This window comes from Halomonas organivorans (assembly GCF_014192055.1).
In the GTDB taxonomy this organism is placed as follows: Bacteria; Pseudomonadota; Gammaproteobacteria; order Pseudomonadales; family Halomonadaceae; genus Halomonas; species Halomonas organivorans.
Window position 1 is genome coordinate 1 of record NZ_JACHXM010000018.1, and the last position, 20,557, is coordinate 20,557.

Here is a 20,557-nt window from a genome sequence, read left to right on the forward strand (position 1 = left end):
CGCGCAGCGGCGGCACCGCGCTGATGCAGGCCGCCCAGGCGCGCCCCGAGCCGATCCCGGTCTACGCCGAGATGAGCTCGATCAACCCGGTGTTCCTGCTGCCGGAAGCGCTGAACAATCGCGGCAAGGATCTCGGCGAGGCCTTTATCGGCTCGCTGACCATGGGCGCCGGCCAGTTCTGCACCAATCCCGGCCTGGTCATCGCCGTGAAGGGCGAGGCGCTGGATGCCTTCGTGGCGTCCGCCGCCGAGGCGGTGAAGGCTTCCGCGGCCCAGACCATGCTCACCCCGGGCATCCATGACGCCTACGTGCAGGGCGTCGACGGCCTCATGCAAAGCAGCAAGGCCCGCGAGGTCGCACGCGGCAACGCCGGCGAGGGCCCCAACGCCTGCCAGAGCGGGCTGTTCGTGGCCTCCGCCGAGGACTTCCTGTCCGACGAGGCCCTGCAGGCCGAGGTCTTCGGCGCCACCTCGCTGGTGGTCGAGTGCGCCGACCTCGATGAGGTCAAGCGCGTGGCGGAATCCCTGGAAGGCCAGCTCACCGCCACCCTGCAGATGGACGACGCCGACCTGGACGCCGCCCGTGCGCTGCTGCCGACCCTGGAGCGCCGCGCCGGCCGGGTGATGGCCAACGGCTGGCCGACCGGCGTCGAGGTGTGCCATGCGATGGTCCACGGCGGCCCCTACCCGGCCACCTCGGACGCGCGCACCACCTCGGTGGGCAGCGCGGCGATCCATCGCTTCCTGCGCCCGGTGTGCTACCAGAACCTGCCCCAGGGCCTGTTGCCCGAGGCCATCCGCGACGGCAACCCGGCCGGCGTCAGCCGCCTGGTAGACGGTAAGCGCGAGGCCTGAGACTTCCCTGGCAAGCCACCTGCCCGCCCTCCTCATGGTCGAGGGCGGGCAGGCCCATGCATGTCGGCCTCCTCGACACGGCCGAGCCGCCCCCTGCCACCCCATCGACTCTGGCCTCGCGGCTCGGAGCCATGGACACCCATCGTAGTTTGTATACAATGTGCAATACTACGCGCACAGGTGGGGAGCGAGGTCATGCCGACATACAAGACACGGGCACAGTTCGTGGCGGACGATCTCCGCCGCCGCATTCTCGGCGGGGAGTTCAAGGGCGGCACCCAGCTACGCCAGGACGCCTTGGCCAAGGATTACGAGGTCAGTCGCATTCCCGTACGGGAAGCCCTGCTGGCCCTGGAATCGGAGGGGCTGGTGGAGTTCCACGCGCACCGTGGCGCCTTCACGACGGAACTCTCCGTGGCCAAGATTCGCGAACTGTTCGAGTTACGCATCCTCCTCGAGACCTATGTCCTGAAGCGCGCGATCCCCGAACTCTCCGACGCCGACCTCCAGCATGCCGAGAATCTCCTGCGCCAGTACGACGCCGCGCTGGATTCCGGCGGGCAGATCGACAACTGGAGCGACTACAACTTCGCCTTTCATCAGGCCCTGTATGCGCCCGCCGGACTCCCCGAGACGATGTCGCTGATCAGTCAGTTGAACACCAAGTCCGATCGCTACATTCGCATGCAGTTGCTGTATACCCAGGAGATCGAGAAGGCGGAGCGGGAACACCACGATCTGCTCGAACTGGCACGCCAGGGCGATATCGATCGCGCCTGCGCGCTGCTGGAGCAGCATATCGCGGAAGCCTGCGAGGGCATCGTGACCGTACTGGAGAAGCGCTCCCAGGATCTTCAGGAAGCCTGACGTTTCCTGCCCCCACCTCTCTGCCCTCGCATAGGGGCCGAACGAATCGCCCTGGATGCCGATGGGTCATCGGCCTCTTATTTCTTCGCCTGGCGCACGGCTCTCCCGCCTATCGTCCGCCGACCGTCTCTCCAGGCTCGTTTGCCCCTATCTGACGCCTCCCTGTTACGGCACTAAACCACGCCGCCCGGCGGCCTCCCCGACGCTTAGCCGACCTGCCGATTCCAACTTTCGTCGACATCGACATTGCAGCCAGCATCTGGCTAACATATATTTTATACAATCGACAAAAATGAGAGGAAAGAACCACCATGCCCTCGGAACATCGGACAGCACACGCCTCGACCGTCGACGCCGATATCGTCGTGGTCGGAGCCGGCATCATCGGGGTGGCATGCGCCCTCTCGCTCAGTCGACAAGGCCAGCGCGTGATGGTCCTGGACAAGCAGCTCCCCGGCATGGGGGCCTCGTTCGGCAATGCCGGACATATGGCCACCGAGCAGGTCTTTCCGATCGCCGACACCTCGATCCTGGCCCGACTCCCCGGCATGCTGCTGGACCCGACGGGACCGCTGCGTCTCGACTGGCGGCATTTCCCCAAGGCTCTGCCCTGGTTCGCACGGCTACTCTGGAACCTCCGCGAAGCCCCCTATCGTCGCAGCGTAGCGGGCATCCGTGCGCTGAACGAGAGGAGCCTGGCGGCTTGGCGCCAGTTGCTGGACGCCGTCAACCAGCCCCATCTGCTGAGGACGGACGGTTCCTTGCTGGTGTACGAGCGGGAGGAGGCGAGTCACGAGATCGAGGCACTACAGGCGCGCATGCGGGATCAGCGAGTGCTCAGCGAGCACTGGCACAGTGATGCGGTTCGCGACATCGCCCCTGCGCTGTCGCGAGGCATCCGGGGTGGCCTCTTCTTTCCGGAGACGGGACACGTCGTGGATCCCCAGCGCGTCGTCGAGGCCCTCGTCGACGCCGCCCGGGAAAGCGGCGTCATCTTTGCCCGGGACGAGGCCGTGAGCGGACGGGTCGATGACCGAGGCGTCATCCTCGACACTCGCACCCGGAAGCTGACCGCCAGCAAGGTCCTGGTGAGCTGCGGGGCTCACTCAGCGCCCCTCACCGCCTCGCTGACGGGTATCAAGGTCCCCCTGGACACGGAAAGGGGCTATCACCTCATGTTGCCCAACGAGCGTGAGCGACTCCCCGTGGCCGTCACGTCCCTCGAACGACGCTTCATCATGACGCCCATGGAACATGGCCTGCGGCTGGCCGGCACCGTCGAGTTTGCCGGACTGACGCGCCCTCCCAACATGCAGCGGGCCTGGCAGTTGCATCGCCTGAGTCATGGCCTCTTCGAGACGGAATTGGACGCCGGCTCCGCGAGCCCCTGGATGGGCTTTCGTCCCTCCCTGCCCGACTCACTGCCCATCATCGACTCCGTCATGGACGACAGGGTCCTGCTGGCTTTTGGGCATCATCACCTCGGCCTCACCCAGGCGGCGCTGACGGCCGACATCGTCAAGCACCTGGCGACATCCGGGGACACTCGCGAGACCGTCGGCGGGCGGTCTCTCCCTGACTTGCAGCCCTATCGGCTGAGTCGCTTCGCCTAACCCTCAACCCAAGACGTCAGACAACAACATCAAAGGAGTCAAAATGACTGTATCCGCGGGTCCGTCACGACTGCCCACCATGGCAGAAGTCCTTGCCATCATGATCGGCTTCATCGCCATCATGTTCCTCAGCATCAACCAGCTGCAACTTCCCATACAGCTTGCCCTGTTCGCCACCTGGTTCCTGGTCATGGGCCTGGGCCTACGGCTCAAGGTATCCTACGAGAGCATGCAGAAAGGGCTGATCGACGGCATTCACAACGGCATGGAAGCCGTGCTCGTCCTCACCACCGTAGGGGCCCTGATCGGCACCTGGATCGCCGGCGGCGTCGTCCCCAGCATCATCTACTATGGCCTGTCGGTGATGAGTCCACAGATCTTCCTGTTCGCCGCGTTCATCATCTGCGCCTTGACCTCCCTGGCCACGGGGACTTCCTTCGGCACGGCCGGTACCGCCGGGGTCGCCATGATGGGCATCGGCCACAGTTTCGGCATTCCCCTGCCGCTGGTCGCCGGCGCCGTCATCTCGGGCGCCTACGTGGGCGACAAGATGTCCCCGCTATCCGATACCACGGTGATGACCGCCTCGCTCTGCAAGGTCAAGCTGATCGACCATATCCGTTCCATGATGTGGGTCAGCGTGCCCTCGATCGTCATCGCCTCGATCCTGTTCCTGGTGGTCGGATTCTTCTACATCAGCGATAGTGCGGATACCTCTCGCGCCGCTGTCGCCATGCAGGCCCTCGAGAGCCACTTCTCGATCAGCCCCTGGCTGCTGATGCCCGCCGTGGTCGTCATCGCCCTGCTGACGCGTCGCTACCCGGCCATTCCCGTGATCACCTTCGGTGCCGTTCTGGGTAGCGCCTGTGCCTGGCTGGCACAGGGAACGGATCCCATCGAGGCGATTCGCATCGCTTACACCGGCAATGCCATGCAGTCGAACGTGCCCTTCCTCGATACCCTCCTCAATCGCGGCGGCATCGAATCCATGCTGGGCGTGGTGGCCCTCATCCTGTTCGCGCTCGGTCTCGGCGGCTTGATGAAACAGGTCGGCATTCTGCAGGCCATCAGCAACGGTTTCCTGCGTTGGGCCAACACGCCTGGACGCCTGACGCTTTCCACCATGCTGGGCGGCTTCTTCGGCAACTTCTTCGGCGGCGCCGCCTATGTCTCGTTGATCACCGCGAGCACCATCACCGAGAAGAACTACGACGACCAGGGCGTGGATCGCCGTGTGCTGTCACGCAACGCCGAGGCGGGCGGGACCATCACGACCCCAATGGTGCCCTGGACGGACGGCGGCGTCTTCATGGCAACGACCCTGGGCGTCTCGACGCTCACCTATCTGCCTTTCCTGTGGTACCACCTGCTGGTCCTGGCCATCACGATCCTCTATGGCTTTGCCAACATCGCCATCTGGCGCACCGACTCGGCGACACACGCCTCAGGCGACACCAGGACACCACAAGAATTCCAGACACACTGACGGTTCAGAGCCCTTCAGCACTATCGACAAGGCCCCGCCACGGCGGGGCTTTTCCATGCATGGAAGGCCGCATGCTTTAACCGCGACCTGCCTCAGGGCACCAGCACCGCGGCGCCTGACAGTCGTCCGGCGCGCAGGTCGTCGAGGGCGCGGTTGGCCTCTTCCAGGGGGTAGGCGACGGTCTCGGTGCGGATCGGTACCTTCGGGGCAAGTGCGAGGAATTCCTCGCCGTCGCGGCGGGTGAGGTTGGCCACCGACTTCAGGCTGCGCTCCTCCCACAGCAGCCGGTAGGGAAACGACGGGATATCGGACATGTGAATGCCCCCGGAAACCACCGTGCCGCCAGGGCGCACGTGGGAGAGCGCGAGAGGCACCAGTTCGCCCACCGGGGCGAACAGCAGGGCGGCGTCCAGCGGTTCCGGCGGGGCCTCGTCGCTGCCGCCCGCCCAGGCGGCGCCGAGGCGCCGGGCGAAGGCCTGGGCCTCGCTGTCGCCAGGCCGGGTGAAGGCGTAGAGAGTCTGGCCGCGGGAGAGAGCCAGCTGGGCAAGAATATGCGCCGCGGCGCCGAAGCCGTAGAGCCCCAGCCGCCTGGGTTCGTCGCCGCCGGCCAGCCGCCAGGTGCGATAGCCGATCAGCCCCGCGCACAGCAGCGGCGCGGCGGCCTGGGCGTCGTCGGCGGGTAGCGCGAAGCAGTAGCGGGCGTCGGCCACGCAGTACTCGGCGTAGCCACCGTCGCGGGTGTAGCCGGTGAACTCGGCGCGCTCGCATAGGTTCTCGCGACCGGCCCGGCAGGGCTCGCACTCGCCGCAGGTCCAGCCGAGCCAGGGAATGCCGACCCGTTGGCCTCTCTCAAGCCCTGTCTCAAGCCCTGTCTCAAGCCCCGTCTCAAGCCCCGTCTCGAGACCGGCGACGCCGTCCCCCAGCGCATCGACCTCGCCGACGATCTCATGGCCGGGAATCAGCGGTAGCCTGGGGTGCTCGAGCTCGCCGTCGACCACGTGCAGGTCGGTGCGACACACCCCGCAGGCCAGCACCCGGACCCGCACCTCGCCGAGGCCGGGCTCGGGAATCGACACGCGTTCGAGGCGCAGCGGCTGATTCGCGGCGTGCAGGCGCATGGCACGCATCTCGCTCATGGGACGCTCCTCGTGCGGATCATCTTCCGAGCATAGCGCAGCCACCAATCCCCCTCGGGCCAGGCGGTGCCTCAGGCTTCGACGGTGACCTCGTAGCCCGTAAACTTGCGCAGGTTGATCACGCCGCTGTCGAGGATCAGGTACTGGCCCTTGATGCCGAGCAGGGTACCGGCGACTTCGGGCCGCTTGTCGAAGTTGTGCGAAACCACCTTGGTGGGATGCTCGAGCACCGGGTACTCGAAGGCCCAGGGCGCGCCGTCGAGCTCGCGGATGGCGTCATGGCCGAAGCGCTCGCGCAGCGCGAGCAAGCCCGGTGCGAGGCGCTCGAGCAGGCGGTCGCGCTCGCCGGGCAGGTCGAGTTCCACGGCCTCGCCCTTGAGCATGGTTCGCCAGTTGGTGCGATCCGAGACCTCGTCCTTGAACAACACCTCGACGAAGCCGGACTGCTGACGGGAATCGACCTCGAGGATCGGCAGCGCCTGGACGGCGCCCTGGTCGAGCCAGCGGGTCGGTACCTGAGTCTCGCGGGTGATGCCGACCTTGAGCCCGGAGGCGTTGGCCAGGTAGACCACGTGAGGCCGGAAGCAGTGGGTCTCGCCCCATTCAGGCTCGCGGCAGGTGCCCTGAAAATAGTGGCACTGTTCGGGCTTCATGATGCAGCTGTCGCAGCGCGCCAGCTTCTTGAAACAAGGATAGCAGTGGCCCTGGCCGAAGCTTTTTTTCGTCGCCCGCCCGCAGTGGGTGCAGGCGATGGCACCGGTCCAGGTCAGCCGCAGCGGTTGGCCGAGCCGGGCGTTGAGGTCGAGCCGCTCGTCGCCGGCGCGCAGGGTGTAGCGCGCCGGCGACCCCGGCTCGACGGCCATCTTGGTCAAGCAGCCCGTGAGGGCGACGGCATCAGTCACGGCCGACGTCCCGACCGAGGCCGGCCTGTTCCGGCGACACGCCGGCGCCGCTGCTGTCGGCACCGCAGGTGCGACGCTCGAGATAGCCGACGCGCTGATCGGCAGGCACGTTGTTCTCGGCCTCGAAGCGCATCACCGCCTCGAGGCAAAGCTCGGTCTGCTCGGGCGTCAGGAAGCGACCATCCGGCCACTTGCGCAGGGCCACTGCCTGCTTGAGGCTCTCGTAGATGGCCGGCGTCATCTGCTGGATCATGCGCTCGAAGGTCATATCGCTCATGGCGGAATCTCTCGGAAGAAACGAATCGGGGCGAGACCGGTCGTTGACGGGCGAGGCCCCTGGTCAGGGTCGCTGGATACGGCGCGAATGATACCAGCCCAGCGCCAGCCCCACGACCAGTCCCCCCAGGTGCGCCTCGTTGGCCACGTTGCCGAAGCCGAACAGCTCGGCCACGTCGGTCATCGTGAAGACCATCCAGCCGAGCATGAACACCACCAGCATCTGGGGGACGAAGAAGCCGTCGCCGGGGCGCCGGCGCGACATCAACCAGACGTAACCGAGCAGCGCGAAGTCGACCCCGGACATGCCGCCGAACAGCACCGTGCCGGTGGCGTACTGGGCCAGGTTGCCGCCGATGCCGGCGGCCAGCAGCAGCGTCAGCATGCGTCCGCGGCCATGGAATGCCTCGACCTGACGGCCGAAGTACCACAGCCACAGCATATTGAAGATCAGGTGCATCCAGCCGAAATGCAAAAACGCCGGCGACAGCAGCCGCCAAACCTGTCCCGAGGCCAATGTCTCGGCCAGGCTGCCGACGGCCAACTGGCCCTTTGCCACCCCTACCGGCACGATGGTCATGGCGGCGATCACCAGGTCGCCCAGCACGCTCATCACCGCGAATACCATCAGGCACAGCGCCAGCGCGGCGGCCGTCACCGGGGCCTGGCGAAAAGGCGCCAGCCAAGCGGGCATGCCGGAACGAGGGGCCCGCGGCCGCGATCCGTCACCGCCCTTGGGCATCAGCGGCTCGCCGCGCTGCCAGCGCATTACCAGGCGCTGCATGGCCTGCTGCTGCTGTGGGTCGACCAGCCACAGCACCTGGCCCTCGTCCTCATCGGTGAAGAAGTGGCCGATGCGATGCGCCCAGAGTGCCTGGCGCAGCTCGCGGGTGTCGGTGTCACGGGGCAGCAGCATCACCCGATACATGGTCTCTCCCAGGGTCGGCCAACCGGGCGTGCCGGGCACAAAGAAAAAGTCCGGCGGAGGGGGCCGCCGGACAAGAGCAAGGGATCATTCAAGGGAACACCTACTCTGACGGCGCGGTGGACGGCAAGTTCGCCCCCTCGCTCGAAAATTAGGTAACGTTTTGTATCAATCGAAATCGATCTCCCAGGGCTGGGGTCGCGCCTGTTCTTCGCGAGGCACGCGAATCCACACGAAGCGGTTGGCATCGAGGCGTTTCTCGCCGCTCCAGCGATAGGCCACCAGGCGGCCGAACTTCACCGCACTGTAGTCCAGGCAGGCGATATTGGGCGCCGGCAGTGCCGGAATGCCCTCGCACCAGTAGTGGCCGATGAACAGTGGCGGCTCCTCGGGGCCGTAGTGGCTCAAGCGGGCCGTCTCGGCTTCGGTGAGCGGACGCCGCTCGAGATCGTCCGGCAGGTTGTCGGGCTGGAAGACCACGTCGCCCCAGGTAAGCGGCGAATGGGCCCAGAAGTGCGCTCGAAAACTGCGCCGGGTAAAGCCGTCTCCGGAGTGGATCTGCACCCCCTCGGGCAGCAGTATGTGGCTGCCTCGCGTCAGGCGGTCGAGAATCCGGAACTCGCGGGTACCCGGCTGGACGGCGGCGGCCAGGAAATCGAGATCGATACGCCCGTCCGGCCGCGAGACGCGCAGCTCGTCGATCAGCGCCTGGTCCCAGCAGGCATGCACGACCCGCAGGCCGTCGAGGTCCAGGTACAGCGGGATCTCGAGGAACCAGGCCAGCGCCTCCTCCCACTCCTGGGGATGATCGCGGTACTGCTCCAGGGTCTCGCGGACGATGCGATTGTGGCGAGGGCTGTGTTCGCGCAGCCACTCCCGCCCCAGCTCGGGCGGGGCACGATGACTGTAGGCCAGGGCGTTGATCTCGTGGTTGCCCATCACGATCAGTGCCTCGCCCTCCTCGACCATGCGCCGAGCGATGGAGACCGCCAGGCGAATGCGCGGCCCGCGGTCGATGAGGTCGCCGAGAAAGATCACCTTGCGACGCGGATGGCGGTAGACGCCACCGCGCTGGTGGTAGCCGAGGCGCTCGAGCAGGGTCGCCAGCGTCGCACCGCAGCCGTGCACGTCGCCGATCAGGTCATAGCCTTCCAGGGGCGCTCTGCTCACCTCAGTCTCCCAGGCGGTTGCTCCAGCCCAGCTTGCTGCGCAGGACCTCGTAGAAATTGTGCCCCAGGGGATGGACGAGCTGCACCCGCTGGGGCTTGCGGCGGATCACCAGAACGTCGTCGGGCTTGGCCACGGCGCGAGTCTGTCCATCGCAGCTGATGTGCGGATAGGTCTGGTTGGTCTCGCCGATGTGGATGCGAATCTCGCTGGCCGCATCGATGGCAATGGGCCGGCTCGACAGGGTATGCGGAAACATCGGCACCAGGGTGACGACATCCAGCCGGGGATGCATGATCGGCCCTCCGCCGGACAGCGCATAGGCGGTGGAGCCGGTCGGCGTGGCGATGATCAGCCCGTCGCTGCGCTGGCTGTGCACGAACTGGCCGTCGATGAACAGCTCGAACTCGATCATGCGCACCGCCTTGCCGGGGTGCAGCACCACCTCGTTCAGCGCATCGCCATCGCCGACCAGGACATCGTCGCGATAGAGCTCGGCATCGAGCAGGAAACGCTCCTCGAGCTCATAGCGCCCGGCCAGCACCTCGCCGACGCGCTCCTCGAGCTCGTCGGGGGAAATGTCGGTGAGAAAGCCCAGGCGGCCCCGATTGACCCCCAGCACCAGGGTGCCGCTATGGCACAGGGTACGGGCGGCGCCGAGCAGGCTGCCGTCACCGCCGACCACGATCACCAGGTCACACAGCTCGCCCAGCCGGCGTCGGCTGGCCTCGGGATGAGCGTGGCCAAGCAGCACGGTGGCGGTCCGGTCCTCGAGGATGACGTGATAGCCGGCATCGTCCAGGAAACGGCTCAACCGCTTGAGGGTCTCGACCACCTTGGCACTGCCCAGGCGGCCGATCAGGCCTATGTTCTTGAAAGCGTGGTTATTGAAGGCTTGCATGCGCGGGTCCTTCGCTTCGCGACGGCTCATTATGGCGATTGGACCCCGGCCGAGCAAACCGTCCTCAGGCCGGTCGCGGCGCGCGCCGACGCCGCCACCACTCGTTGATCAGCAGCGAGGCCAGGATGATCGCCCCGCCCAGCGCGAGACGCGGCAGGTCGGCATCGCGGTTCCAGATCAACAGGTTGACCAGCAGCCCCGCCGGCACTAGGGCATTGTTCATCACCGCCAGCGCTCCAGCATCGACCCGCGTCGCGCCCAGGTTCCACAGGAAATATCCGACCCCGGAGGCCACCAGCCCGAGCCAGGCCAGCACGCCCCATTGCAGCGGAGTGGAAGGCAGTGCCGTGGCATCTCCCCACCACAGGAAGGCGGGCAGTGCCACCGCCAGGGCCCCGAGGTAGAACCAGCCGAACACCGCCAGGCGCGGCAGGGCGGCGGGCAGCTCGCCAGAGAGACGACGATAGCCGACCTGGCCCAGGGCGAAACAGATATTGGCGCCCTGGACCACCAGGAAGCCCAGCCAGTAATTGCCGTCGAGGCCGCGATAGCGAATCACCGCAGCCCCCAGCACCGCCAGCGCCGCGGTCACCAGGTGAAAGGGCGAGAAACGCCGGAACAGCAGGTCGTCGAGCAGGGTGATATAAAGCGGCGTGAGCACCGTGAACAGCAGCACCTCGGGCACCGACAGCAGCAGGAACGACTGATAGAAGAAGATGTACATCAGCCCTAGCTGCACGGCACCCAGCCCCATCAGCGCCAGGCGCTGGCGTCCTCGCAGCAGGTGTGGACGCAGCATCGGCAGAAACAGCAGCGCCGCCAGTGCGATGCGGGTCAGCACCGAGAAGTAACTGTCCACCTGACCGGCCAGGTAGGCGCCGATCAGCGAGAACGAGAACGCCCAGAGTACAGTGATGCCGACGAGATAACCCAAGAGTCAACTCCGTGATGACAAGGAAGTCGACAGGGATTATACCGGCGACATCCCGCCTGCCAACCGTCAGTGTTTCATCAGATATAGCCGATACAAAACGTAGGCCACCCCGGGCAACCAGCCGAGCAGGGTCAGCCCCAGGGCGATCAGCACCCGTTGCTTCCCGCCCCCGGCCAGGCCCACCGCCAGCGGCGGGAGCAGCACGGCCAGGGCCACCAGGGCCGCGAAGGGCCCAGGACGTTCCACTAACGACGCCTCGCTGGCCGCTGGCGTCGTCTCGACAGGTGCCGACCGCTCGGGGGTATCGGGCGTGAAATGCTGGACGCTATCGTGCTCGTGCTCCAGGGCACGCCGATGGGCGTCATGGTCGATCTTCTGCTCGAGAGTCTCGGCGCCCTCGGCAAGCTGCTCGTGGTAACGCTCCCAGTCCTCCCAGTCATGCGGCGTGCCGGCCCGGGGACGATGATCCCCGGATTCCCTGGCACGGGACCAGGCCTTCTCCTCCAGGGTATTGGGGCGCTCGCGATCGCGTTCTCCATCCAGCCCCTTGCGGGCCAGGTATTCACGGGCATCCATGGGACGTCTCCATCAATCGAGGGATGCGGCATTGTGCCTCATTGGAGTAGAGGCTCAAGGGCGGGTTCCAAGACGCCCCTTCTGCGTTGGTGAACGCCCGCGTGCAGCACAAGGGGAGTCGGCTATGATGAACGCGAGACACGCCATGGTCTCCGGCTGGCCAAGGGTGCAGGGAAGTCGCCCGGACCGGAGCCCCAGGCGAGAGGTCCCATCGGCACAAGGAGAACCGCCATGCAAAGCAAGGCCCCCACCATCGTGCGCGAAATCATGTCTCGCGACTGCTACCGGGTCACCGGCAAGACGTCGGTCATCACCCTCGCCCAAGGCCTGGCACTGCACCGGCTTCCCGGAGCCCCGGTGGTCGACGAGCATGATCGGCTGATCGGTTTCATCTCCGAGCAGGACGTGATCGGCAAGCTGCTGGAAAGCGCCTATCTCGACGACGAGCCGCCGCTGGTTCATGAGCTGATGCGCAACGAGGTGCTCTCCGTCACGCCCGCCAAGAGCATCACCGACCTGGCCCAGGAAATGCTGGGTGCCAAGCCCAAGGTCTATCCGGTCACCGAGCAGGGCCGGCTGGTCGGCATCGTGACCCGGCGCGACGTACTCAACGCCATCCTGCGCATGCGTCACAGCTGAGCCTCTCGTCATGTGCCCGACACCCGGCCCGGCGCCGGGTGTCGGCTTTTCCGGGCCACGAAAAAAACCGCCTCATCGATGATGAGGCGGTCAAGGATCGAATCGCAAGCCAGAGCGACAGTGCTAGCGACTGCCATCGCTGATGTCGTCTGCACCTGTTATGACAGTCTTGGCACGGAAAGTTCAGCACCGCGACGAAAAAATTTCACGCTATCTATCCGCTGTGCGGCAGCGGGCGGGGTTGTAATCATTAAGCCACTGGATATACTGGCAAACCGCCTCGCGGGTGTAGCTCAATGGTAGAGCCACACCCGGCCCGATTCCCCTTCCGTATCAGGGCTCTGCCCTACCCTCTGTCTCACTTTTCGGCGATTGTCTCACGCTTCAATCTGCCCCCGTTGAATATTCCAGCAAGCCATGACGGCCTTGCGTCTCTGGGCCAACACCTCTAATACTGTTCATCCATACAGTTAAACGAGGACCCGGCCATGTCGGACACGTCCGCCTATGAACAGCTTGCCCAGCGCATCCAGATAGAGATCGCCGGAGCGAACCGCCGCGAGATCCGCCAAGTGCATCTGCGTCCCCGAGAGGACGATGACGTCGAGGCATGGGAGCGGATCATCGGCGAGATCGACGAGAACGAGAACGTGGCCATCACGCGAACCCCGGAGGGCTGGCTGGTCAGTTGGGTTCCGTCGGAGGTGTGAAATGGCCACCGGCCGTGAGGCTTTGCTGTGGCGGAAACGGCTGGAGCGTCGCGGGTGGGTCAGCTTGCGCCGGGGGCCGGCGCCCAGCGGCCAAGTGGTGGAATATCACGTAGTGTGGCAGGGCTGGCTGATCAGCGGTCGTGTGCAGCTGGGCCGACGTGATCGTCGATCAGAATGGTGGGAGCCGGGGTCGCCGACGTATCTGCTCGAACGGCGGCACGATGTCACGGAGGGAGTGTGGCGGTATTGCCGGCGTCGCGGGGCGCGGCTGGGACAGGTTGCCAAACGCGTGCCATGGCAGTAGGGCCATCCCTGGCCATGGTCTTCAACTTACTTGCGGAGATGTGGCGTCGGCTAGCCTCCTGGCGGCGGCTCCAGCGAGAGCGCGCATGCGCCTGACATCACAATCTCACCCTAGTCCCTAGGGGGCCTCCGCATTGTAAGAGATCACGCCCGCGCGTTGTCATCCGGCTCAATCAACGATGCATCGTCGTTTGCTGGTCGATTGACGCGGCGGCTTACCGGCCAGTGTGTAAGGAGAGCGCCATCGAGGTGGTGCACAGCTGAGCGAATGGCTTCACGCTCCTGCAACTCAGGATCGAGCCAATCATCGAAACTGTCATCGGCAAGGACGAGCGGCATGCGGTCGTGGATGTCGGCAGCACATCCACGGGCCGGTTCGGTGATGATGGCACAGCAGGCTGCGTCATCACCGTAGTCGGCCCATATACCGGCCAGCCAGAGCATTTTGCGATCGGACCGGCATAGGAAGTGAGGCTCCTTGCCGCCAGGCATGGGGAGCCACTCATACCAGCCATCCGCAGGGATGACGCAGCGATGGTGCTTGAACGCTGCCTGGTAGTAGCGGCTGGATGTGAGCTTCTCTACACGAGCATTGATCGGCTGGGGTGCGTCGGGGCCTGCCCACGATGGACGATAACCCCACCACAGTCGGTCGAGAGTTGGAGCTGCGTCATCGTCTCTCCGCCGAACGCCAGCAATCCACGTGCCCGGTGCGACGTTGTATCGCCCGGTGAGCAACTCCCACATCTCGCGCGGCGAAAGCCGCTGCAGTGGGGGTGGTGGGTCGGAGTAGATCGCGAAGCGTCCACACATAGGGAGGAGTATAGAAAGAGTGGCCTTCCCTGGCCGGGACAATCCCTTGCCCACCGACTGTGACGCAGGGAGTGTGGCACTGCAACCTCTGTGAAGCGCATGCTGAGATCGCGTCACGGATTCAGCGTAGTACCAGGTTCCTCATACTGTCGAACACGAGCCTCACCTTCCAGCCAGCTACCAAACTATCGGATCATGGATAGCGTCAGAGAGTGTGACGCTTCACCCCTCACCCGCCGCGCTCAGGGCATAGATGTCCACCCCGGGCCCATGCTCCTTGTAGAGGGTGTAGAGGCCGAGCCCGCGCAGCAGCTCCCCGGCCCAAAACCCGTAGAACATGCCCTCGTCATCGCTGGGCGAGGCCCAGGGCGTCCAGCTGCCGTTCATGGGATGCCCGGGTGTCGGCGTGACGGTGTAGTTGTTCTGGATCTGGGTGAACAGCGTCTCGATCAGCCAGGACAGCCCCTCGACCTCGCTGCCGGCCATCGCCGCAAAGCACGCCGCACCGAGGTACAGCCCGCTCATGTGGCCCACGAAATCGTGTTCGGCCGTCGGATCCGGGGCGCTGGCCGAAGGGAACTCGGTAGGCGCCCGGCCGCCGCTGCGCTGCATGAAATCGACCAGGTAGAGGCACCAATATTCGGTGTACGCCCGCAATCGGGGCGGCACCGGCTGGCCTCGGTGGGCGAGTTCGAACCACGCCCGCGCGCCGGCCATCATCGCCCTCGGCTGGTAGCCGTCCCACGCGTGACCGTCGCCCCAGTGGTACATCGTCCAGGTGTTCGCCGGGCCGTACTCGGTCGCGTCCCAGCGGTTCCAGATATACGCCGAGGCCACCGGGCCCAGCACGCCCATCTCGGTGGCATACCACTGTTGCGCGTCCCACAGGAACTCGATCTGATTGTCGATCCATGTGTCGTACTGCGGGTCATCGTGGATCGTGTAGATCATCGGGTATTGATAGCCCGGGTACGGCAGGCCGCGCCACGGCCCGATCTGGGACGACCCGTCCTCATAGATGTTCGAAAACGGGATCGTCCCGGGGCAGTAGTCCAGGGAATCGAGCCGGTAATGGCGCATGGTGCAGTCACCGACGATGGCGGTGAACGCCGCCGTTGCCGACAGCTCGAGGGTAAACAGGATCGTCCAGCCATCGGTTAGCCCGAATCGCTCGGGCAGCGCATTGACGCAGTAGTAACTGAACGTGCGATCGGTGTCGCCGCCGTTTTCCAGCAGCACCGTCAGCTGGTCCACGGTGCTCAGCACCGGGGCAGCCGGATCGGGGTCGCCGTCATGCTCGGGCTGATAGCCCGACAACACCATGTCGTTGGGATCGAGGGTCGCCAGCTGCCAGCCGCCCTCGGTCGCCGGCAGGATCCAGTACCAGCGCCACATGTCGTCATCCTCGATGCGCAGGTCGAACTCAGCATCGGAGCGGTAGACGATCTGGGTCACGGGCGCGCGGCCGGTGCTCGTCCCCCAGAACCCGATGATGAACCCGGCGTCGCTGTCGGGGAATGCCGCCTCGACGATCTTGCCGGGCCGGCCGTCGTAGATCCCCTCCTCGAGGCGCTCGGCCCAGGTGCACCCACCGTAGTCGGTCACCGCCGACGACTCGGCGACCAGGTATGCCTCGCCGGTGGCGGGATCGACCTCGCGGACCAGGTGGCTGATCGGCACGTCATGCACCACCGGAACCGCGCTGGACGCGGCCGGCAGGTCGACGAACCAGGCCTCCTGCTCGGGGGTGTCCTCCTTGGCCTGGTTGATATTCAGCGTGGCGCGGCAGGCCATGGGGCTACCGTCAGAGACGTCGGCGCCAACGGTCACCCGCAACACCGAGTCCGCATTGATGCGGAACCACACCGATTGCTGCTCGAGGAACAGGTCGCCGGCCTCGGGTAGGCTCGCGGTGATATAACCCTCAGCGTCTCGGCCGTAGCTCACCGCCAGTGCGCTCGGGTAGGTGTAGTCGTAGCTGATCCCGTCGGTGAACGGCGTTCCCGCCGTCGGGCTTTGCCGAAAAAACCGATCGGTCGAGTCGATGTAGGTGTACTCGTGGGCGGTAAAGAACACGCTATCGAGCGCCTTCTTATAGCGCGTGTCGCCAGTGATCTGCCACAGCAGGTAGCAGGCATCGACGAACCACACCTCGGCGTCGGCCGCGTTACCCATCTGGTTGTTGCCGCCCAGGAGCGGCGCATGCACCGGCCGGTTGTGCCAGGGCTCATTGCGGGCGAACTCATAGCCGCCATCGGCGACCGGCAGGCGCACGGCATAGTTGAACAGATAGACGCCGTTGATCGTGGTGTCCTCGAGCTGCACGAGACCGCGATCGGCCGCCGCCACCCCCTCCTGGAGGATGTCGCCGGCGCCGCTGACCCGCGTGCCGGCCCAGGTCTGAATCCACGCGACCGGATAGGTCGGCGGCGGGGCCTCCCCGCCCCACACCGGGGTATAGGTGGCACCGAGATAACCCGGCCAGTCGATCCACGCCAGCGGGTCCCACGGCTGTGACGGGGCCGCCACCTGGTGGCTGTCGTAGACCGCTTGCCAGTCGATCAGTCCGTCGACGTCCTCCTGGATCGCGCGCACCGAGGCATTGATCGCCGAATAGGACATATGCCCCCGGTGGGCGAACGTGGCCACGTCGAGATACTCGCCCCAATACGGCGCCCCGTGGGGGATCTGGGCGCGGCCATTGGTGAACACGAGCGGCACGCCTTTGAAACCGCCGCCGGTGGGGTCGCTCGGGTTGACCGGATAGTTGGCCAGCACCGGCTCCTTGCCGTTGACCAGCCAGTTGCAAATCCACCGTTGCGGCGTCTCGGGCACCGGCTGGCCGCGGTAGAAATAGGCGACGTAGGCATCCCAGTGGAACTCGGCCGCCTCGAGATACTCGGGCTTGCCGGTCGCTAGATAGGCGTAGCAATAGCCGATGATGTGCAGCGCCTGCCCCTCGGTGGTCGCGTCCCCGTTGGGCTGGTACTCCATCCGGGTATCGCCCAGGAAATGACGATTGTTGGCCAACACGCCCTGGGTGTTCTGAACGAAATGATCGGTGTGAGCGTCCTGGGTGTCGCCGGTGTTGGCCTGCAGGAAGCGGTGATGCCCCTCGATCATGTTGACGGCGGCGGCACAGCCGCCGGCGTCATAGGGCCGAAAGCTGCGAGTGCCGGTCGGATTAAACATGGTGCCACCCCCCGTTGTAGTACCCCAGCCACGCCGGCGCGCCGTCGACCAGGTGCGCCATCAGCGTCACCGAGTCGAGCGAGCCCGCATCGTAGGTGAGCACCGGCGCCCGGTTGCCGACCCAGTGAATGTTCGCCGGCCAGGTCACCTGGTTGGCCCCCGTGCCCTGGCGTAGCAGCAGGGTGACCACCCGCGCCCGCCCGTTGTCGATCGCCGGCGTCGGGATCGTCAACGCCACGCTGGGCGCGCTCAGCGTGAGATCGAACACCCCATCGCCCGCCGACGCGTCCAGGGTGTATGTCTCCTCCTCCGCCGCGGCCTCGGTGTAGATGACCTCCGAGGTCGCCGAGGCCTCCGCCGCCTCCTGTGCCGTCTGGGCCTCGCCGAGATAGGCCAGCATCTGATCGAGCGCGTCCTGGATCTGCCCCGGCTGCACCGGGGCATATTCGGCCTCGATCGCCGCCGGCAGACTCATCGACGAATTGGCGTCAGCGACCAGCGCGCCGAGGCGAACGCGTCGGCCATTCTCGAGCCAGTAGACGTTGTAATAGCCCGGCTCCAGGTCGATCGAGTAGGTGCCATCGACCTGGGTCGTGAAATAGGCGTCACTGCCGACCAGCACCCCGTTGATGGTGGTGTGAGTGGCCTCAAACTGGATAGTGACGGACGCAAGAGGCCCGCCCGCGTTGTACAGAACGCCGGTCAAACGCATGGGATTTCCTCGGGATTACAGGTGGGCGCGGAACGCGACGCCGACATCGTACTCGGCGGTATTCTCGATGCCGTCGATGGCCGCCAGGACCTTGGCCTTGGCCGCAAAACCGCGACGCTGGGCGGTGAGAATCGCCTCGTACAGCGCGCGCATCGCCTCGACGCTGTCGATCGTCAGCGCCTCGCCGGTGGCGAACCAGGTGAACGGCAGCGGCTGCGCGCCAGCGAGCAGCTCGTCGAGCTTGTCGCGGGCGTTGACCCGCGCTTCCAGGTCGATACGGATCTCGACGCCACGATGCGCGGTGGTGCCCTGTCGATAAGCGTCATGCACCCGCGACAGCTCGGCCCGTAGATCCTCGCGCGTGACCTCGCCCGCTGGCGGCTCGACCGCCGCCACCGGCGGCGACACGAACGTCCCGGTCGCGGCATCGTAGCGGTCGCCCACCCGTGCGCGGTCGCTGACGACCCACCCCTGGTCCGCGGCGAACGCCTCGTCGTTCACACGGGCGATGTTGACGACCGTGCCGTTCTCAATGATCGCTGCTTTCATCGTTACCACTCCCATACCCGCACGACGCCATCAGCGCCGTCGCCTGCCGTATTGCCTTGGGTGCCACCCCCGCCGCCGCCGGGGAACTGGCCGTCGCCGGCCACGCCGGTCAGTGACCCCGCACCACCGTCACCGGCGTTGGCTGACGCTCCACCGGGAGAGGTGCGGGCCCCACCGCCGCCGCCGCCCATCACGCTGTCGCCGCCGCGAGCATGGAGGCCATATTCATCGCCACCCGCGCCGCTGGCGTAGCCCGGCAGCCCCCCGAGGGACTCGGCCTGGGATTTGCCATCGATGCCCCCCGGCGCCACCAGCGCAGCGAACTGGCTGTCGCCGCCCCCGGTGGGGTTTCTGGCCCCCACACCACCCGCGCCGACGACAACGCTTACCGAGGCCGCCAGGTCGGCGACCCGGAACAGCCGGGCGGCATAATGCCCCCCGGCGCCCCCGGTGCCGCTATTGGGCGCGGCGGCATTGAGCCCGCCCCCACCGCCGCCGATGGCTTCGACATACACCCAGCTCGAGGACGGGTCGGGCGTGAACGACCCCGAGCTGGTGAACTCGGTATACCCGGTCTGCAGGGCATCCCCCCATTCGACGCCGCTCTCATCAGCCTTGACGATCAACGGGCGGCGGCCGTTGCCCTCCAGCGATGGCAGCCCGGCGCCAGCCTGGGCGGCCGCCGCGGCGACTTCGGCCGAGTCGTGGTATCCCCGGGCCTTGGCGGCATGGTGGCGGGCGGAAAACTTGCCGGTCTCGACCTGGACGTCTTCCATCTCGTCCGCCCAGGCCTCGGCCTTGTTGCGGGCCCCCACCGCCGATGACTGCGCCGACTGAGCGCCCTGGCGGGCCTGCGCGGCGGCGGTCGCCTCACCCTCGGTCGCTTCGAACACGGCCTCTTGCCAGTTGATGGCGGCGACCAGCTGCTGCCGATACGGGTCGAGCGCCGCGACGAACGGGTCGGCCTTGTCGGCGAACGCCGTGGGCGTGTCGGTGCGCTGCGGCGCCGGCGGCAATGGGGTCAGCGTGGGCTTTTCAGGGATGGCCATCAGACCTCCTCGACTTCAATAGTGGCTTCGGAAAACGCGTGGTTCTCGAACGTGATGCGCATGTTGCGATAGATCCCGTACACGACGAGCGAGGTATGCCAGGTGACCCCGACAAACAGCGTCGGCTGGGCCCGCACATCGGCGAGCACCTGGGCCACGGTGTCGGTGATGCGCCGGTCCATGCGAATCCGGTAGTCCGCCACCTTGGTGTACCGCCGCTCGACGATGCGCAGGTTGCCCCACTCGTCGCGCTCTTTTTTCGAGTAGTCGATGATGCTCGTGCCCGAGCCCCACTGGGTGTTGCCCAGATTGACCGAGCGCCCGGCGATCAGCTCGCCGATCTGCGCCTCGTGGTCGACCTCCTCGACGGCAACGCGAATCACCGCATCCAGCGCGGTCGGCAGGTCGGTCAGGATCAGCTGCGTGCGGCGGTCGATCGGGGTGTTGAAATACGAGTGCCAGTTCGACTCCTCGAGCCCGCCCGACAGCGGCTCGCGCTTCTCGTAGATGCGCCCGTCGGCCGGGGTCTCGACGATGACGTGGGCAAACACGCCGCTGATATTCAGCAGCGCCACGCTGTCGACGAACGCGCCCGGCGTCAGCGTCAGGGCGATCCCGTTTGCCGTCTGGGCGTCGTCATAGGCGTGATAGACCGCGGGGTCGTAGGGCTCGAGCGCCCGGCTGGCGTTGCGCACCCGCTCGTCATAGATCCGCCACGGCCGGGTCGCCCCGACCACCGCCCAGGACGGTGCCGTCAGCTCGACCCCTTCCTCGGGATCATCGCCGTTGTCGTCGACGAGCGACTCGTACACCAGGTGCGTGACGGTCTTGATGACCCGATCACCGTTGGCATACGGCGCATCGCCCGAGGACCACTCGGGCGCGTCATCCTCGGGCACATTGACGGACGTCATCACCGTGTCATCCACGGCGATGGGCCGAATCATTTGCAT

At 66.1% G+C, this 20,557-nt stretch carries 20 protein-coding genes; 6 read left to right on the top strand and 14 right to left on the bottom strand.

Annotation, left to right across the window (positions count from 1 at the left end):
* The 4 genes from FHR96_RS15060 to nhaC all read left to right on the top strand — a co-directional run.
* On the top strand, positions 1-854 hold an 854-nt coding region (locus FHR96_RS15060; RefSeq protein WP_183388520.1), incomplete at its 5' end, for an aldehyde dehydrogenase family protein.
* Between the two features lie 195 nt (positions 855-1,049).
* On the top strand, positions 1,050-1,721 hold the full coding sequence (locus tag FHR96_RS15065; RefSeq protein ID WP_183388521.1) for a GntR family transcriptional regulator: 672 nt from the start codon (positions 1,050-1,052) through the stop codon (positions 1,719-1,721).
* Between the two features lie 311 nt (positions 1,722-2,032).
* Positions 2,033-3,334 carry an NAD(P)/FAD-dependent oxidoreductase gene (locus tag FHR96_RS15070; RefSeq protein WP_183388523.1) on the top strand — a complete coding sequence of 434 codons (1,302 nt, stop codon included), beginning with the start codon at positions 2,033-2,035 and terminating at the stop codon, positions 3,332-3,334.
* 43 nt (positions 3,335-3,377) lie between these two features.
* Positions 3,378-4,820, top strand: a complete 1,443-nt coding sequence (gene nhaC / locus FHR96_RS15075; RefSeq protein ID WP_183388525.1) for a Na+/H+ antiporter NhaC — start codon at positions 3,378-3,380, stop codon at positions 4,818-4,820.
* Between the two features lie 92 nt (positions 4,821-4,912).
* On the opposite strand, the gene FHR96_RS15080 is transcribed toward nhaC, so the two are convergent.
* From FHR96_RS15080 to FHR96_RS15115, 8 genes are all read right to left on the bottom strand, one after another.
* A complete protein-coding gene (locus FHR96_RS15080; protein ID WP_183388526.1) occupies positions 4,913-5,956 on the bottom strand; it encodes a zinc-dependent alcohol dehydrogenase family protein in 1,044 nt (347 codons plus the stop codon).
* Positions 5,957-6,027: 71 nt separating this feature from the next.
* Entirely contained in the window at positions 6,028-6,819 is a 792-nt protein-coding gene (locus FHR96_RS15085; RefSeq protein WP_183388641.1) for a DUF2797 domain-containing protein, read from the bottom strand.
* A 31-nt stretch (positions 6,820-6,850) separates the two neighbouring features.
* A complete protein-coding gene (locus FHR96_RS15090; RefSeq protein ID WP_183388527.1) occupies positions 6,851-7,135 on the bottom strand; it encodes a YeaC family protein in 285 nt (94 codons plus the stop codon).
* Positions 7,136-7,198: 63 nt separating this feature from the next.
* Positions 7,199-8,062, bottom strand: a complete 864-nt coding sequence (locus tag FHR96_RS15095) for a rhomboid family intramembrane serine protease (protein WP_183388529.1) — start codon at positions 8,060-8,062, stop codon at positions 7,199-7,201.
* A 165-nt stretch (positions 8,063-8,227) separates the two neighbouring features.
* Positions 8,228-9,214, bottom strand: coding sequence for a metallophosphoesterase (locus tag FHR96_RS15100; RefSeq protein ID WP_183388642.1), 987 nt, complete (start codon positions 9,212-9,214; stop codon positions 8,228-8,230).
* A 16-nt stretch (positions 9,215-9,230) separates the two neighbouring features.
* On the bottom strand, positions 9,231-10,127 hold the full coding sequence (locus FHR96_RS15105; RefSeq protein WP_183388530.1) for an NAD(+) kinase: 897 nt from the start codon (positions 10,125-10,127) through the stop codon (positions 9,231-9,233).
* A gap of 64 nt (positions 10,128-10,191) precedes the next feature.
* Complete coding sequence (locus FHR96_RS15110; RefSeq protein WP_183388531.1) at positions 10,192-11,061, bottom strand: carboxylate/amino acid/amine transporter; 870 nt, start codon at positions 11,059-11,061, stop codon at positions 10,192-10,194.
* Positions 11,062-11,127: 66 nt separating this feature from the next.
* Positions 11,128-11,637: a YqaE/Pmp3 family membrane protein gene (locus FHR96_RS15115; protein ID WP_183388532.1), complete on the bottom strand. Its 510-nt coding sequence runs from the start codon at positions 11,635-11,637 to the stop codon at positions 11,128-11,130.
* Positions 11,638-11,868: 231 nt separating this feature from the next.
* Here FHR96_RS15115 and FHR96_RS15120 point away from each other — a divergent pair, with 231 nt between their 5' ends.
* Positions 11,869-12,276, top strand: a complete 408-nt coding sequence (locus tag FHR96_RS15120) for a CBS domain-containing protein (RefSeq protein ID WP_183388533.1) — start codon at positions 11,869-11,871, stop codon at positions 12,274-12,276.
* 488 nt (positions 12,277-12,764) lie between these two features.
* Positions 12,765-12,986, top strand: coding sequence for a DUF1654 domain-containing protein (locus FHR96_RS15125; protein WP_183388535.1), 222 nt, complete (start codon positions 12,765-12,767; stop codon positions 12,984-12,986).
* Between the two features lie 447 nt (positions 12,987-13,433).
* Here the strand turns inward: FHR96_RS15125 and FHR96_RS15130 are convergent, their stop codons facing one another.
* From FHR96_RS15130 to FHR96_RS15155, 6 genes are all read right to left on the bottom strand, one after another.
* Positions 13,434-14,102 (bottom strand): SOS response-associated peptidase, encoded by a 669-nt coding sequence (locus tag FHR96_RS15130; RefSeq protein WP_183388536.1) that lies wholly within the window; start codon positions 14,100-14,102, stop codon positions 13,434-13,436.
* A 222-nt stretch (positions 14,103-14,324) separates the two neighbouring features.
* Positions 14,325-17,294 carry a phage tail protein gene (locus FHR96_RS15135; RefSeq protein ID WP_183388538.1) on the bottom strand — a complete coding sequence of 990 codons (2,970 nt, stop codon included), beginning with the start codon at positions 17,292-17,294 and terminating at the stop codon, positions 14,325-14,327.
* Positions 17,287-18,006, bottom strand: a complete 720-nt coding sequence (locus tag FHR96_RS15140) for a hypothetical protein (RefSeq protein ID WP_183388539.1) — start codon at positions 18,004-18,006, stop codon at positions 17,287-17,289. Before FHR96_RS15140 ends, FHR96_RS15135 begins: the two co-directional genes overlap by 8 nt.
* Positions 18,007-18,021: 15 nt before the next feature.
* A complete protein-coding gene (locus FHR96_RS15145; RefSeq protein ID WP_183388540.1) occupies positions 18,022-18,555 on the bottom strand; it encodes a DUF4376 domain-containing protein in 534 nt (177 codons plus the stop codon).
* 2 nt (positions 18,556-18,557) lie between these two features.
* A complete protein-coding gene (locus FHR96_RS15150; protein WP_183388541.1) occupies positions 18,558-19,604 on the bottom strand; it encodes a glycine-rich domain-containing protein in 1,047 nt (348 codons plus the stop codon).
* Positions 19,604-20,551 (bottom strand): hypothetical protein, encoded by a 948-nt coding sequence (locus tag FHR96_RS15155; protein WP_183388542.1) that lies wholly within the window; start codon positions 20,549-20,551, stop codon positions 19,604-19,606. Before FHR96_RS15155 ends, FHR96_RS15150 begins: the two co-directional genes overlap by 1 nt.
* Positions 20,552-20,557: the final 6 nt, after the last annotated feature.